The 14,455-nt window shown below is 72.2% G+C and carries 10 protein-coding genes; 2 read left to right on the plus strand and 8 right to left on the minus strand.

From position 1 onward, the window contains the following. Positions 1-156: 156 nt before the first annotated feature. A complete protein-coding gene (locus tag AC3IYJ_RS10985) occupies positions 157-651 on the minus strand; it encodes a MarR family winged helix-turn-helix transcriptional regulator (protein ID WP_489401122.1) in 495 nt (164 codons plus the stop codon). A gap of 95 nt (positions 652-746) precedes the next feature. Here AC3IYJ_RS10985 and AC3IYJ_RS10990 point away from each other — a divergent pair, with 95 nt between their 5' ends. After that, positions 747-1,199, plus strand: a complete 453-nt coding sequence (locus AC3IYJ_RS10990; RefSeq protein WP_489401123.1) for an SgcJ/EcaC family oxidoreductase — start codon at positions 747-749, stop codon at positions 1,197-1,199. A gap of 139 nt (positions 1,200-1,338) precedes the next feature. Here the strand turns inward: AC3IYJ_RS10990 and AC3IYJ_RS10995 are convergent, their stop codons facing one another. From AC3IYJ_RS10995 to AC3IYJ_RS11005, 3 genes are all read right to left on the minus strand, one after another. Further along, positions 1,339-2,427, minus strand: coding sequence for a hypothetical protein (locus tag AC3IYJ_RS10995; protein ID WP_489401124.1), 1,089 nt, complete (start codon positions 2,425-2,427; stop codon positions 1,339-1,341). Continuing rightward, on the minus strand, positions 2,424-2,648 hold the full coding sequence (locus AC3IYJ_RS11000; RefSeq protein ID WP_489401125.1) for a hypothetical protein: 225 nt from the start codon (positions 2,646-2,648) through the stop codon (positions 2,424-2,426). Before AC3IYJ_RS11000 ends, AC3IYJ_RS10995 begins: the two co-directional genes overlap by 4 nt. A gap of 164 nt (positions 2,649-2,812) precedes the next feature. Next, complete coding sequence (locus AC3IYJ_RS11005; protein WP_489401126.1) at positions 2,813-3,514, minus strand: hypothetical protein; 702 nt, start codon at positions 3,512-3,514, stop codon at positions 2,813-2,815. A 205-nt stretch (positions 3,515-3,719) separates the two neighbouring features. On the opposite strand from AC3IYJ_RS11005, the gene AC3IYJ_RS11010 reads away from it, so the two are divergent. Next, positions 3,720-6,662, plus strand: a complete 2,943-nt coding sequence (locus tag AC3IYJ_RS11010) for an AAA family ATPase (RefSeq protein ID WP_489401127.1) — start codon at positions 3,720-3,722, stop codon at positions 6,660-6,662. 21 nt (positions 6,663-6,683) lie between these two features. Here AC3IYJ_RS11010 and AC3IYJ_RS11015 read toward each other — a convergent pair whose 3' ends face one another. The 4 genes from AC3IYJ_RS11015 to AC3IYJ_RS11030 form a co-directional block, all read right to left on the minus strand. Beyond that, positions 6,684-7,130 carry a GNAT family N-acetyltransferase gene (locus AC3IYJ_RS11015; RefSeq protein WP_489401128.1) on the minus strand — a complete coding sequence of 149 codons (447 nt, stop codon included), beginning with the start codon at positions 7,128-7,130 and terminating at the stop codon, positions 6,684-6,686. 144 nt (positions 7,131-7,274) lie between these two features. Then, positions 7,275-8,735, minus strand: coding sequence for a glutamate synthase subunit beta (locus tag AC3IYJ_RS11020; RefSeq protein WP_489401129.1), 1,461 nt, complete (start codon positions 8,733-8,735; stop codon positions 7,275-7,277). Then, positions 8,728-13,308, minus strand: a complete 4,581-nt coding sequence (gltB, locus tag AC3IYJ_RS11025; RefSeq protein ID WP_489402772.1) for a glutamate synthase large subunit — start codon at positions 13,306-13,308, stop codon at positions 8,728-8,730. Before gltB ends, AC3IYJ_RS11020 begins: the two co-directional genes overlap by 8 nt. Before the next feature lie 375 nt (positions 13,309-13,683). After that, positions 13,684-14,415: a VIT1/CCC1 transporter family protein gene (locus tag AC3IYJ_RS11030; protein ID WP_489401130.1), complete on the minus strand. Its 732-nt coding sequence runs from the start codon at positions 14,413-14,415 to the stop codon at positions 13,684-13,686. Positions 14,416-14,455 lie beyond the last annotated feature (40 nt).

Here is a 14,455-nt window from a genome sequence, read left to right on the forward strand (position 1 = left end):
TGTTGACTCAGAGGCACGAGAAGGCGCGGGCCCGCTGTTGACGGGACGGCGGTACGGGGTGCGGCCGGGCGGCGGTACCGGCGGGCGGGTCGGCCCGCGGCCGGGCGGAAGTGCCGGCCGGCGGGTCGTCCCGCCGTCGGAGTACCGGCCCCTGGGTCAGCCCGCCGCCGGGCGGCTCTTGGCACGCCGCGTCGCGGTGTTGCCGCGGATCTCCTCCGTGGCCGCGCGGAACGCGGGCGCGGCGCGGGCGAAGTAGTCGAAGAGCAGGGCCTGCTGCTCCGGGGAGTAGGAGCCGATCACCGCCGCGATGTGCCGTCGGGCCGGACCGACCACGTCCTCGATCCGGTCCAGCGCGTCCGGTACGGGCTCCACGATGACCCGGCGCCGGTCGCCCGGATCGGCGGCCCGGCGGGCGTACCCGGCCCGTTCGAGGCGGTCGATGAGCCGGGTGGTCGCGCCCGTGGTCAATCCGGTGCGGGTGGCGAGCTCACCGGAGGACAGGCCGCCCTCCAGGGTGATGAGGCTGAGGGCGTACCACTCCGAGGTGTGCAGGCCGGACGCCTCTGCGCTGGCCAGGCCCTGGAGGCCGACGGCGTCCAGGTACTGCCGGAAGACCGTGTGCGCGTCCTGGTCACCACTGCCTGTTGCCATTCTCCCGACCGCCTCCTACATTTATATCTGCACGCATGCAGATACTGCCTTCACTCAGTATCTGCTTCAGTCTAACCAATGGGGAGTGGTCCGTCATGCAGTCCACCAGCGAGTCCGTCGCCTCCGTCCAGACCGTGCTCGACCGCCTCGTCACCGCCTGGGAGCGCCACGACGCCGAGGCGTACGGGGACCTGTTCACCGAGGACGCCTCGTACATCACCTACGTCGGCACCTTCTACCAGGGGCGCCGCGACATCGTGGAGAGCCACCGCACGCTCTTCGCGGGCTTCCTCAAGGGCACCCGGCTGGCCGACGAGATCCTCGACATCCGCTTCCACGGGCCCGGCGTCGCCGTGGTGAACGGCCGCGGGGACACCTACAAAGGCAGGCGCCCGGAGAAGCTCGGCAAGATCCAGACCTACACACTGGTCCGCGAGGACGACGGGCAGTGGCGGATCGCCGCCTTCCACAACACCAAGCGCAAGCCGCTGATGGAGGCCGTGTCGTACCGGTTCTCCCCCGGCCTGGTCCCGGCCGCCGAGCGCTGACCCCCGGACCCGGACCCGCCCCCGGACCCGCCCCCGCCCCGACCGCGGGCCGGATCCACGCCCGGACCGCGGACCGCGGGGCCCCTCCTCCCAGCGGAGGAGCCCCGCGACCGGCCCGTCCGGCCCGGCAGGCGTCCCCTTACTCCTGCCGGTCCTGGAAGGCGGGCAGCGCGAAGACGCGCTCCTTGCCCGCCTCGTCCATGAGCTCGACGAGCGGCAGCACCAGTTCCCACAGGTCCTGCTCGTCGACCTCGCGCACGAGTCCTTCGAGTTCCGCGTCGCCCAGCCCGGCGGCGGCGTCGGCCACCACCTTGCGGCCCTCCTCGGGCAGCACCCCGACCAGCGGCAGGAACTCGCCCCACAGTGCGGTCGCCACTACGGCCCGTACCACTCCGGTCAGCACCTGCGGGTCCCGCAGGGAGTCCAGCCGGGCCACGGCGAGCCGGTCGTCCTCCCCGAGCAGCGCGACGAGCGGGAGCAGGGATTCCCACAGCCCCTCGGCATGCGTCACCCGCACGAGCGAATCGAGTTCGGCCCCGCCGAGGCGGGCGGTGAGCTCGGCGATCCGCAGCCGCTGCTCCCCGCCGACCATCGCGGCGACGCCGAGGGCCTCCTCCCAGAGCCCTTCGGCCGCGGCGGCCCGCACCACTGCGGCGAGCCGGTCGTCGCCCATGAGCTCCAGGATCCGGGGCAGCCGCTCGGGCAGGTCGACGTAGAACCCGGCGCGCAGCACCGCCGCGTCGTCCACCTGCTCCAGGATCCGGCGGAGCACCTGGTCCCTCATGTGCCCGACGAAGCGGCCCATGGTGAGGTGGTCGCGGTTCTCGGCGAGGGTGACGGCGATGCGCACGACGAGTCCCTCGTCGAGCCGGTCGACGATCCCGGCGATCTTCCTCGGGTCCAGGTGCCCGCAGGCCTCGGCGGTGAAGGAGACGGGCAGTTTCGCGATGATGTCGGCGGCCCGCCCGGACTCCAGCCGGCCGGCCACCCCGGCCGCGAGCCGGGGCCCGAGCGCCTTCTGCGAGATGGCGGCCGCGACCCCGGCCGGTACGAGCTTGGTCGCGGCGGCGATCCGGTCGAGCATCTCGGGGGCGCCGTCGTTCAGTACGCCGCTGACCTGCTCCCGAAACGTCCGTACGTCCTCGTCCGGCAGCCCGCGCAGGAAGCCGAGCTCCCCGGCGTCCACCCCCACCAGCCGGGCGATCTTCTCCACTTCGGCGCGGCTCACCGGAACAGCACCTTGCGTACGGCCCCGCGCGCGAGGGCGGGGACCAGCTTGAGCGCTTCCTCGGCGGCCCGGTTCAGCCCTTCGGCCTGGCGCGCCCGTTCCGCCTTCAGTGCCCCGGCGAGCCGCGCGAGCTCCCCGGCGTCCAGTTCCTCGAACGAGGCGGGGGGCCGGGCACCCGCCAACTCACCGCTCAACCGGCCCATTTCCTCATCGGTACGCACGGGACGACCTCCCACACCAAAGACGACGACGGCTCGCCCAGAGGGTGGGCCTGTATTGACTAATAGTCAATACAGGTGGGTAGCCCGGCCGGTGGGTCGGTGCGCACCCCCACGGCGCACCGCCCCACCGGCCCCTCCCCGTCCCCCGTCCCCCTTCGCGATGGTCAGCAGGACTTCACCCCGGGCGGCGGCTTGAAGACCGCGTCCAGCACCCGGTCCACGGAGACGTCGGCCAGCGTCCAGTCCAGCGTGGAGTCGGCGCTCGGCAACTGGAGGTGCTCGGGCAGGTCTCCCTCGGCGAGCGCCTCGCCCACGTAGACCACCGACAGCGTGCCGGCGCACCCCGACGGCGGCGGGGGCACGCTGCCCGGCGCCTTGCCGTCACCCGGGCCGACCGTGATCGTGACGGTACTGATCGGGGCGTACGTGAACGCGTACCCGGCCTTGGTCGCCGAGTGGGCCATGTCGACCCGGAAGTGGCTGAGTTTCACCGGGACCGCGTCGCAGGGGCGCTGCGCGTCCTTGAGCCGGAGGTACACCCCGGTGTCGGTCATGAAGAGCGCCGAGGAGGACGAGGCCTCCTGCCGGTCGCTGGCCCGCAGCGCCTTGAGGTAGGCGGTCATCCCCTTCGTGTCCAGCCCGGCCGTGACCGTGCACGGCGTGGTGGGCGCGGGCGCCGGGGTCGGCGACGGGCTCGGAGTGGGGGTCGGACTCGGGGTCGGGAGGGCGGACGCGGACGGGGTCGCCGCCGAGGGCGCGGCCCCGCCCGCCCCCAGGGGCAGGCCGCTGCCCGAGCCCGAGCAGCCGGCCACGAGGAGCACCGGGAGGGTCAGGAAAGGTACGGCGAACACACGTAATCGGCGCATCAGGCCTCCACGTCAGGCACGGCCGGGATCACTTCCGATGCTCGCAGCCAGGCTCCGGCAGCGGCATCCGTAGAACCGCCTAAGCGGTCTCGGGGAGGTGGGGTGCGTTTCCGTGCCGGGCGGCGCGGAGGCGTGCCCCACTTCCCCGAGTCCGCTTACGCATCCCCGGCACCGAATCCGGGTACCGGACATCCGGGGAGGCGTCATGGTGGGCAGGACTCCGCTGGTCGGCCGGGGGGCCGAGCTGGACCGGCTGGACGAGGCGATCGGGGAAGCGGGCGACGGGCACGGCGGATCGCCGGGCGTCGTCGACCTCACGGGCCCGGCGGGCATGGGCAAGAGCAGACTGCTGACCGAGGTGTGCCGGCGGGCCCGCGGCCGCGGGCTGACGGTCCTGCGCGGCCGGGCCACCGAGTACGAACGGCACATCCCCTTCCGGCTGTTCACCGACGCGTTCGCCGACCTGGATCCGGAACTGCTGCGGGAGAAGGGCGCGGACCTTTCGGTGGCCCCCGTCCTGCACGGGGTGGCGACGGACCCGGGCGCCGGGCGGAGCGCCCCACTGGACCGGTTCGCCGTCCACCGGGCGGCCGCCCGGCTGCTCACGGAGCTGGCCGAAGCCGGCGGGGACGGCGAGGACGCCGGAGGAAACCGGCGGAGCGGGGAGGGCGGCCGAGGGCTCGCCCGTGGTCACGGCGGCGGCCTGCTCATCGCCCTCGACGACCTCCACTGGGCCGATCCGGCCTCCCTGGAGCTCCTCGACCACCTGGTACGCCATCCCCTGCGCGCGCCCGTGACCATCATCGTGGCCCGCCGCGACCGCCAGACCTCACCGTCCCTGACCGCCGCACTCACCCGGGGCGTCGACACCGGCGCCGTACTGCGCCTGGACCTCGGCCCCCTCGGCGAACGGGCCTGCGTGGAGCAGCTCGCCCCGGAGCTGCCGCCCGTGCGCGCCGCCCGGCTGTACGCGGCCAGCGAGGGCAACCCGCTCTACTTCCTGGCCCTGCTCCAGGGCCAGGGCGACGGCCCCTCCCTGCCGTCGGGGGGCCTCGCCGCCCTACTGCTCGACGAGCTGACCCCGCTCACGGACACGCAGCGGCGTACCACCGAGGCCGTCGCCGTGCTCGGCGACCACGCCACCGCGCCGCTGCTGGCGCGCACCCTCGCCACGTCGGAGCCCGACCCCGGCCCGCCCGACCCCGGCGCGCTCGACGCCGACCTCGCGGTGCTGGCCGGCCGGGACCTGCTGCGGCGGGGCCCCGGCGGGAGCTGGTCGCTGCGCCACCCCGTGCTGCGGACCGTGGTGCACGAGAACACCGAGCACCGGCGCCGCACCGACATGCACCGGCGGGCCGCCGCCGCGCTGGCCGGTGCGGGCGCGGGTGCCTCCGTACGGGCCCACCACGTCGAGCGGGCTCTGACCGGCTGGGACCCTCAGGCGGCCGCGGTCCTGCTGGAGGCGGCCGGGCAGTCGGAGACCACCGCCCCCGCGAGCTGTGCGCACTGGCTGGGGGTGGTGCTCCGGGTGCTGCCGGACACCGCTGAGCACGGGGCGCAGCGGCGGGAACTGCTGCTGCGCCGGGCGCGGGCCCTCGGCGTGTGCGGGGAGCTGCGGCAGAGCCGGGACCTGCTCCACGAGCTGATGGCGCGGCCCGGATCCGACGAGGACGGCGGGCTGCGCGCCAGCGCCGCCACCCTCTGCGCCTCGATGGAACGCCACCTCGGGAACTACGGGTCCGCGGTCGCCCTGCTCCGCCGCGAACTGGCCCGCCGACCCGCCCCCCGGCCGGCGGACGCGCTCGCCCTCGGTCTCGAACTCGGCTCGTCGGCACCGCACGCGCTGCCCTACGACGAGGTGCGGGAGGACGTACGGGGCACCTTGGACCTGGCCCGGCACCTGGGCAACGAGCCGGCCGAGGCGTGGGCGCTGACGATCAGCGCGCTCGGGGAGACGTACGGGGGCGACCTGGTGACCGCCCGGACCCTGACCGACCGTGCCGGGGCCCGGGTGGACGCGCTCAGCGACCGGGAACTCGCGGAGCTGTGCGAGCCGTTGGCACGGTTGAGCTGGACGGAGTTCTATCTGGAGCGGTACGCGGACGCGCATCGGCACGCCGACCGCGGCCTGGCCCTCGCCCGCCGCGTGGGCCCGCTCCACCTCCTGCCGCACCTGCTGCTGTGCAAGGCGATCGTCCACATGAACACCTGCCGGATGCTCCCGGCGCTGGAGCTGGTCGACGAGGCGGAGAGCATCGCCCGGGGCATCGGCAGCGACGAACTCCTCGCGCTGGTCCTGGCGAACAAGGCGCAAGTGCTGCTCGCGGCCCTGCCTCCGGGCGACGGCAGCCCGCTGGCCGTGGCCGAGGAGGCCGTGGCGCGGTGCGGGGGGCGGAGCAGCTGGTGGGCCTCGCTCGCCTGGTGCGTGCTGAGTTACACGGCCCTGCACGCCGGCGACCCCCGGCGGGCCCGGTCCGCGATGCTGCGGGCGGGCGGCGGTCCGGGGCTGGCCCGCCTGCAGCCGACGATGCGTCCGCTGTTCCTCGAAGCCCTGATCACGGCGGCCGTCACCACTGGCGACCTGGCCGACGCGGAGGCCTGGTCGCGGCTGGCCACGGCGGACGCGCAGCGGCTCGGGCTGCCCGCGCAGCGGTCCTCGGCGCTGCGCAGCGCGGGCCAGTTACTGGCGGGGCGCGGCGAGCCGGGACGGGCGGCGGACCTCTACGCCCTGGCGGCCGAGGAGGCCGGCCGCTCGGGCGCGACCCTCTGGGAGGCCCAGGCCCTGCTGATCGGCTCCTCCTTACGGGCCCAGGCAGGCGACCCGGCCGAAGCCTCGTCCCTGTGGCACCACGGCCGCCGTCTGGCGGAAACGGGCGGAGCCCGCCTCCTCACCGGCCTGGCGGACCTCTTCCCCCCACCCCCGCCAACCCCGAGCCCGTCCCCACCCGCCTCTCCCCTCCCCCATCTCACCCCGCGCGAACGGCAGATCGCCGCCCTGGTGACGGAGGGCCTGACCACCCCGGCCATCGCGGCCCGCCTCTACCTCAGCCCCCGCACGGTAGACACCCACCTGTCGCACATCTTCCGCAAGACGGGCGTCACCACCCGCTCGGCCCTGGCCGCCCTGACGGCCCGCCGCACGGGGTGAGGTCCCCGCCCCCGGACCGCGCTAGGCCGAGACGGCAGGAACCCGCACCATGTGGACGTCTATGGGGTCCTCCGTCTCCACCACGAACCCGTACCGCTCGTAGAGCCCCCGGGCGGCGCTCCCCCGCAACACGGTGAGCCGCACCTCCGCGCCCTCCGCGTCGGCCCGCGCGAGCACCTCGCGCAGCACCCGCGACCCGATCCCCCGCCCCTGGTGGCGGGGATCCAGGTACAGGTGCTCCACCTTGAGCCCGCCCCCGTAGGGCCGCACGGTCAAGGACCCGACGACGTCCTCCCCCCTCACGATGACCGAGGAGTACACATCCGAGAACTCGTCCCGCAGCCGCTGTCGCACCCGCACCTCGTCGTACCGCCCGAGCCGCTCCAGGTCGTCGCGCATCACGACGGCCTTCAACTCGGCGACGACCTCGACCTCGCCCACCCGCGGGGCCCTCAACTCGACATCCATGCCCCGATCATCCCAACCCCCCGGAACGCCACAACGCCCGCCATCCCTGGTCGGGGACATGGCGGGCGCGGTGTCAGAGTTCCGCACACCGTTGTGCGGACCGTATGAGGGGTCCCCTCCCCGAGGGGAGGGGGGTACCGCGGGTCAGACGGTGATGGAGCGGTCCGTCGGCTTGACGGGGTACGGGAGGGCGCTGGAGCCGGTCAGGAAGCGGTCCACGCCGCGGGCGGCCGAGCGGCCTTCCGCGATGGCCCAGACGATCAGCGACTGGCCGCGGCCGGCGTCGCCGGCGACGAAGACGCCGTCGACGTTGGTCGCGTAGGAGGCGTCGCGCTCGATGTTGCCGCGCGCGTCCATCGCCAGGCCGAACTGGGCGACGAGGCCGTTCTCCTGGTCGGTGCCGGTGAAGCCCATCGCCAGGGTGACCAGCTGCGCGGGGAGGACGCGCTCGGTGCCGGGCTTCTGGACGAGCTTGCCGTCTTCGAAGGCGACCTCGACCAGGTGGAGTTCCTGGACGTTGCCGTCCTCGTCGCCCACGAAGTGGGTGGTCGAGACGGAGTAGATCCGCTCGCCGCCCTCCTCGTGCGCGGAGGTGACCTTGTACAGCATGGGGAAGGTCGGCCACGGCTGGCCGGTCGGGCGGTCCTCCGACGGGCGGGGCATGATCTCCAGCTGGGTGACGGAGGCCGCGCCCTGGCGGTGGGCGGTGCCCACGCAGTCCGCGCCGGTGTCGCCGCCGCCGATGACGACCACGTGCTTGCCCTCGGCCGTGATGGGGGGCGCCACGAAGTCGCCCTCCTGGACCTTGTTCGCGAGGGGGAGGTACTCCATCGCGAAGTGGATGCCCTGGAGGTCACGGCCCGGGACCGGGAGGTCGCGGGAGACCGTGGCGCCGGCGGCGATGACGACCGCGTCGAACCGCTTGCGCAGCTGCGCGGCGTCCAGGTCGCGGCCGATCTCCACACCGGTACGGAACTTGGTGCCCTCCGCGCGCATCTGCTCGATGCGGCGGTTGATGTGCACCTTCTCCATCTTGAACTCGGGGATGCCGTAGCGGAGCAGGCCGCCGATGCGGTCCGCGCGCTCGTACACCACCACGGTGTGGCCGGCCCGGGTCAGCTGCTGGGCGGCGGCGAGGCCCGCCGGACCCGAACCGATGACCGCGGCCGTCTTGCCCGAGAGGCGCTCCGGCGGCTGCGGGGTGACGTCGCCGTTGTCCCACGCCTTGTCGATGATCGAGACTTCGACGTTCTTGATGGTGACGGCCGGCTGGTTGATGCCGAGCACGCAGGCGGACTCGCACGGAGCGGGGCACAGACGGCCCGTGAACTCCGGGAAGTTGTTCGTCGCGTGCAGCCGCTCCGAAGCCGCGGTCCAGTCCTCGCGGTACGCGAAGTCGTTCCACTCCGGGATCAGGTTCCCGAGCGGGCAGCCGTTGTGGCAGAACGGGATGCCGCAGTCCATGCAGCGGCCGGCCTGCTTGCTGATGATCGGGAGCAGCGAGCCCGGAACATAGACCTCGTTCCAGTCCTGGAGGCGCTCGGCCACGGGACGGGTGCAGGCGGTCTCGCGCGGGGTGGTGAGGAAGCCCTTCGGGTCAGCCATTGGTCGCCGCCTCCATCATCTTCTCGGTGGTCTCGGACTCCGAGAGTCCGGCCAGCTCGGCGGCGTCCTTGGCGGCGAGCACTGCCTTGTACGTGGTCGGGATGATCTTGCTGAAGCGGGCCGCCGAGGCGGTCCAGTCAGCCAGGAGCTTCGCGGCCACGGTCGAGCCGGTCTCCTCCTCGTGGCGGCGCACCACATCGTGCAGCCACTCGGCGTCAGCCTCGGAGAGGGTTTCCACCGCGCCCGCGTTGCCGACGTTGACGTTGTTCACGTCGAGGTCGATGACGTACGCGACGCCGCCCGACATGCCAGCCGCGAAGTTGCGGCCCGTCTCGCCGAGGACGACCGCGTTGCCGCCGGTCATGTACTCGCAGCCGTGGTCGCCCACGCCTTCCGAGACGACCAGGGCGCCGGAGTTGCGGACGCAGAAGCGCTCGCCGGTGCGGCCGCGCAGGAACATCTCGCCGCCGGTGGCCCCGTAGCCGATGGTGTTGCCGGCGATGGTGGAGTACTCGGCCAGGTGGTCGGCGCCGCGGTCCGGGCGGACCACGACACGGCCGCCGGAGAGGCCCTTGCCGACGTAGTCGTTGGCGTCGCCCTCCAGGCGCAGGGTCAGGCCGCGGGGCAGGAAGGCACCGAAGGACTGGCCGGCGCTGCCGGTGAAGGTCAGGTCGATGGTGTTGTCGGGCAGGCCCGCGCCACCGAACTTCTTCGTGACCTGGTGGCCGAGCATGGTGCCGACGGTCCGGTTGATGTTGCGGATCGCGACCTGGGCGCGGACCGGCTGGGCGCTTTCGGCGGAGTCGGCGTTGAGCGCCTCGGCGGCGAGCTCGATGAGCTCGTTGTCGAGGGCCTTCTCCAGACCGTGGTCCTGCTCGATCAGGGCGTGGCGGACCGCGCCCTCGGGCAGCTCCGGCACGTAGAAGAGCGGCTCCAGGTCGAGACCCTGCGCCTTCCAGTGCGTGACGGCCTTGCTGGTGTCGAGGAGCTCGGCGTGACCGACGGCCTCCTCGATGGTGCGGAAGCCCAGCTCGGCGAGGAGCTCGCGCACCTCCTCCGCGATGAACTCGAAGAAGTTGACGACGAACTCGGGCTTGCCGGAGAACCGGTCGCGCAGGACCGGGTTCTGGGTGGCGATGCCGACCGGGCAGGTGTCCAGGTGGCAGACGCGCATCATGACGCAGCCGGAGACGACGAGCGGCGCGGTCGCGAAACCGAACTCCTCGGCGCCGAGCAGCGCGGCGATGATGACGTCACGGCCGGTCTTGAGCTGGCCGTCCGTCTGGACCACGATGCGGTCGCGCAGCCCGTTGAGCAGCAGGGTCTGCTGGGTCTCGGCGAGGCCGAGCTCCCAGGGACCGCCCGCGTGCTTCAGCGAGGTGAGCGGGGAGGCGCCCGTACCGCCGTCGTGGCCGGAGATGAGGACGACGTCCGCGTGGGCCTTGGAGACACCCGCGGCGACGGTGCCGACACCGACCTCCGAAACCAGCTTCACGTGGATGCGTGCGGCCGGGTTCGCGTTCTTGAGGTCGTGGATCAGCTGAGCCAGGTCCTCGATGGAGTAGATGTCGTGGTGCGGCGGCGGGGAGATCAGGCCGACGCCCGGGGTGGAGTGCCGGGTCTTGGCGACCCACGGGTAGACCTTGTGGCCGGGCAGCTGGCCGCCCTCGCCGGGCTTGGCACCCTGCGCCATCTTGATCTGGATGTCGTCCGCGTTGACCAGGTACTCGCTCGTGACACCGAAGCGGCCGGAGGCGACCTGCTTGATGGAGGAGCGGCGCGCCGGGTCGTAGAGGCGGTCCGGGTCCTCGCCGCCCTCACCGGTGTTGGACTTGGCGCCCAACTGGTTCATGGCGATGGCGAGGGTTTCGTGGGCTTCCTTGGAGATGGAGCCGTACGACATGGCGCCGGTGGAGAAGCGCTTGACGATGTCGGCGACCGACTCGACCTCGTCAATGGAGATCGACGGACGGGCCCCCGCCTCATCGGTCTTGAACCCGAAAAGGCCGCGGAGCGTCATGAGGCGCTCGGACTGCTCGTTCACCCGGTCCGTGTACTGCTTGAAGATGTCGTACCGGCGGTTGCGGGTGGCGTGCTGGAGGCGGAAGACCGTGTCCGGGTCGAACAGGTGCGGCTCGCCCTCGCGGCGCCACTGGTACTCGCCGCCGATCTCCAGCGCGCGGTGCGTGGCCGCGATGCCGGAGACGGGGTACGCCTTGGCGTGGCGCGCGGCCACCTCCTTGGCGATGACTTCGAGGCCCGCGCCGCCGATCTTGGTGGCGGTGCCGTTGAAGTAGGTCTCGACGAACTCCTCGTTCAGGCCGACGGCCTCGAAGACCTGGGCGCCGCGGTAGGAGGCGACGGTGGAGATGCCCATCTTGGACATGACCTTCAGGACACCCTTGCCGAGCGCGTAGATCAGGTTCTTGATGGCCTGCTCCGGCTCCAGGCCGGACAGGAAGGTACCGGCGCGCAGGAGGTCCTCGACGGACTCCATGGCGAGGTACGGGTTGACGGCCGCGGCGCCGTAGCCGATGAGCAGCGCGACGTGGTGGACCTCGCGCACGTCGCCGGCCTCGACCAGCAGACCCACCTGGGTGCGCTGCTTGGTGGCGATGAGGTGGTGGTGCACGGCCGAGGTGAGCAGCAGCGACGGGATCGGCGCGTGCTCGGCGTCGGAGTGACGGTCCGAGAGGACGATCAGGTGCGCGCCGTTCTCGATGGCCGCGTCGACCTCGCCGCGGATCTCCTCCAGGCGGGCGGCCAGCGCTTCGCCACCGCCCGAGACCCGGTAGAGGCCCGAGAGGGTGGCGGCCTTCATGCCCGGCATGTCGCCGTCGGCGTTGACGTGTATCAGCTTGGCGAGCTCGTCGTTGTCGATCACCGGGAACGGCAGCGTGACGCTGCGGCAGGACGCGGCGGTCGGCTCCAGCAGGTTGCCCTGCGGGCCGAGCGAGGACAGCAGCGAGGTGACGAGCTCCTCGCGGATGGCGTCCAGCGGCGGGTTGGTGACCTGCGCGAAGAGCTGCGTGAAGTAGTCGAAGAGCAGTCGGGGGCGCTCGGACAGGGCGGCGATCGGGGAGTCCGTACCCATGGAGCCGAGCGGCTCGCCGGCCGTACGGGCCATCGGCGCCAGGATGACGCGCAGCTCTTCCTCGGTGTATCCGAAGGTCTGCTGGCGGCGGGTGACCGAGGCGTGGGTGTGGACGATGTGCTCGCGCTCGGGGAGGTCCTCGAGCTCGATCTCGCCGGTCTCCAGCCACTCCTCGTACGGGTGCTCGGCGGCCAGCGCGTCCTTGATCTCGTCGTCTTCGATGATCCGCTTCTGGGCGGTGTCGACGAGGAACATCTTGCCGGGCTGCAGGCGGCCCTTGCGGACGACCTTGGCCGGGTCGATGTCCAGGACGCCGACCTCGGAGGAGAGCACGACGAAGTCGTCGTCGGTGACCCAGTAGCGGCCGGGGCGCAGGCCGTTGCGGTCGAGGACCGCGCCGACCTGGGTGCCGTCGGTGAAGGTGACGCAGGCGGGGCCGTCCCACGGCTCCATCTGCGTGGAGTGGTACTTGTAGAACGCGCGGCGGGCCGGGGCCATGGAGGTGTGGTTCTCCCACGCCTCCGGGATCATCATCAGCACGCTGTGCGGGAGCGAACGGCCGCCGAGGTGGAGCAGCTCCAGGACCTCGTCGAAGGATGCTGAGTCGGAGGCGTCCGGGGTGCAGATCGGGAAGATCCGCTCCAGTGCGCCCTCGCCGAAGAGGCCGGACGCCAGCTGGGACTCGCGGGCCCGCATCCAGTTCCGGTTGCCCTTGACCGTGTTGATCTCGCCGTTGTGCGCGACGAAGCGGTACGGGTGGGCGAGCGGCCAGGACGGGAAGGTGTTCGTCGAGAACCGGGAGTGGACCAGCGCGATCGCGGAGGCGAAGCGGCGGTCGGAGAGGTCCGGGAAGAAGGGCTCGAGCTGGCCGGTGGTCAGCATGCCCTTGTAGACGATGGTGCGCGCGGAGAGCGACGGGAAGTAGACCCCGGCCTCGCGCTCGGCGCGCTTGCGCAGCACGAAGGCCTTGCGGTCCAGCTCGATGCCGCTGGTTCCGCCCCCAGAGCCTTCGGCCTGGGAGGTACCCCCGGACACGAAGAGCTGCGAGAAGGCCGGCATGGTGGCGCGGGCGCCGTTGCCGAGCAGGTCCGGGGTGACCGGGACCTCGCGCCAGCCGAGAACGGTCAGGTTCTCCTCGGCGGCGATGGCCTCGATCTGCTCCACGGCGACGGCCTGTGCGGTGCCGTCGGCGGGGAGGAAGGCGATGCCGACGGCGTACGCGCCGGCCTCGGGAAGGTCGAATCCGGCCGCCTCGCGCAGGAACGCGTCCGGAACCTGGGAGAGGATGCCGGCGCCGTCGCCGGAGTCGGGCTCGGAGCCGGTGGCGCCTCGGTGCTCGAGGTTCCGCAATACGGTCAGCGCCTGCTCGACCAGCGTGTGGCTGGCCTCGCCGGTGAGGTTGGCCACAAAGCCGACGCCACAGGCGTCGTGCTCGTTGCGCGGGTCGTACATGCCCTGCTGGGCGGGGCGACCGTCCATGGGCGACCAGGCGGTGTTGCTGAGGCCGGTCGCGGAGTGCGTGGATGCGGAACGCATCGGCTCTCCCGTCGTCGTCGTGGCATATGTGCATAGCCGAGGGACGACGTTGGCCCTCTGCGAAATTTCGTGCAGATTACATGATGACGACAATCCCGCGAAGCGGATATGCCATTCCAACATGCGGACACTGCGCGAGGCAGACAAGAGGGGACTTTCGCAGGTGCCTGATGATCTGGACACGGGGCGAAGGTCCCGTGCGGGGCGGGCCTCATTGCCCGGCGCCCTGAGTCTGATGCCCGGCGGACACGGTATCGAAACCGCCGAGTAACGAACTACTTATGCTGTGTACTGCATAGTGTCTCACTCCCTGCCCGGTCAGCCTACGGCTCCGCCGATCCAGGTTCCCAGGATGTACGTCACACCCGCGGCCGCGCCACCCAGGAGCAGCTGGCGCAGTCCGCTGTACCACCAGGACCGGGCCGTGACCCGGGAGACCACCGCGCCGCAGGCGAAGAGCCCCAGCAGCGCCATCAGTACCGCGGGCCACAGGGTCGTCGCGCCGAGCAGGTACGGCAGCAGCGGGATCAGCGCGCCCAGCGCGAAGGAGGCGAAGGAGGACACGGCGGCGACCATCGGCGAAGGCAGGTCGTCGGGGTCGATCCCCAGCTCCTCGCGGGCGTGGATCTCCAGCGCCTGCTCCGGGTCGCGGGACATCTGCATGGCCACCTCGCGGGCCAGCGCCGGATCGACTCCGCGCGACACGTAGAGCTCGGCCAGCTCCTCCATCTCGTCGACGGGGTGCTTGCGCAGCTGCTGGCGCTCTATCTCCAGCTCCGCCAGGACGAGCTCGCGCTGCGAGGCGACCGAGGTGTACTCGCCCGCCGCCATCGACAGCGCACCCGCCGCGAGGCCGGCCAGGCCGGTGACCACGATGACGTGCGGGGCGACGGCGCCGCCCGCGACGCCGGTCATCAGGGCCAGGTTGGAGACGAGCCCGTCCATCGCACCGAACACGGCCGGACGCAGCCAGCCACCGTTGACGTCCAGATGGGTGTGGTTGTCGCGGTGGGCGGTGTGGAGCGGTGCCTGGAAATCGATGATGGACATGCCGAGTATCTCCCCTTTTGCACGAGTGGGTACGCAGAGG

It is taken from the genome of Streptomyces sp. GL_140, assembly GCF_057834465.1.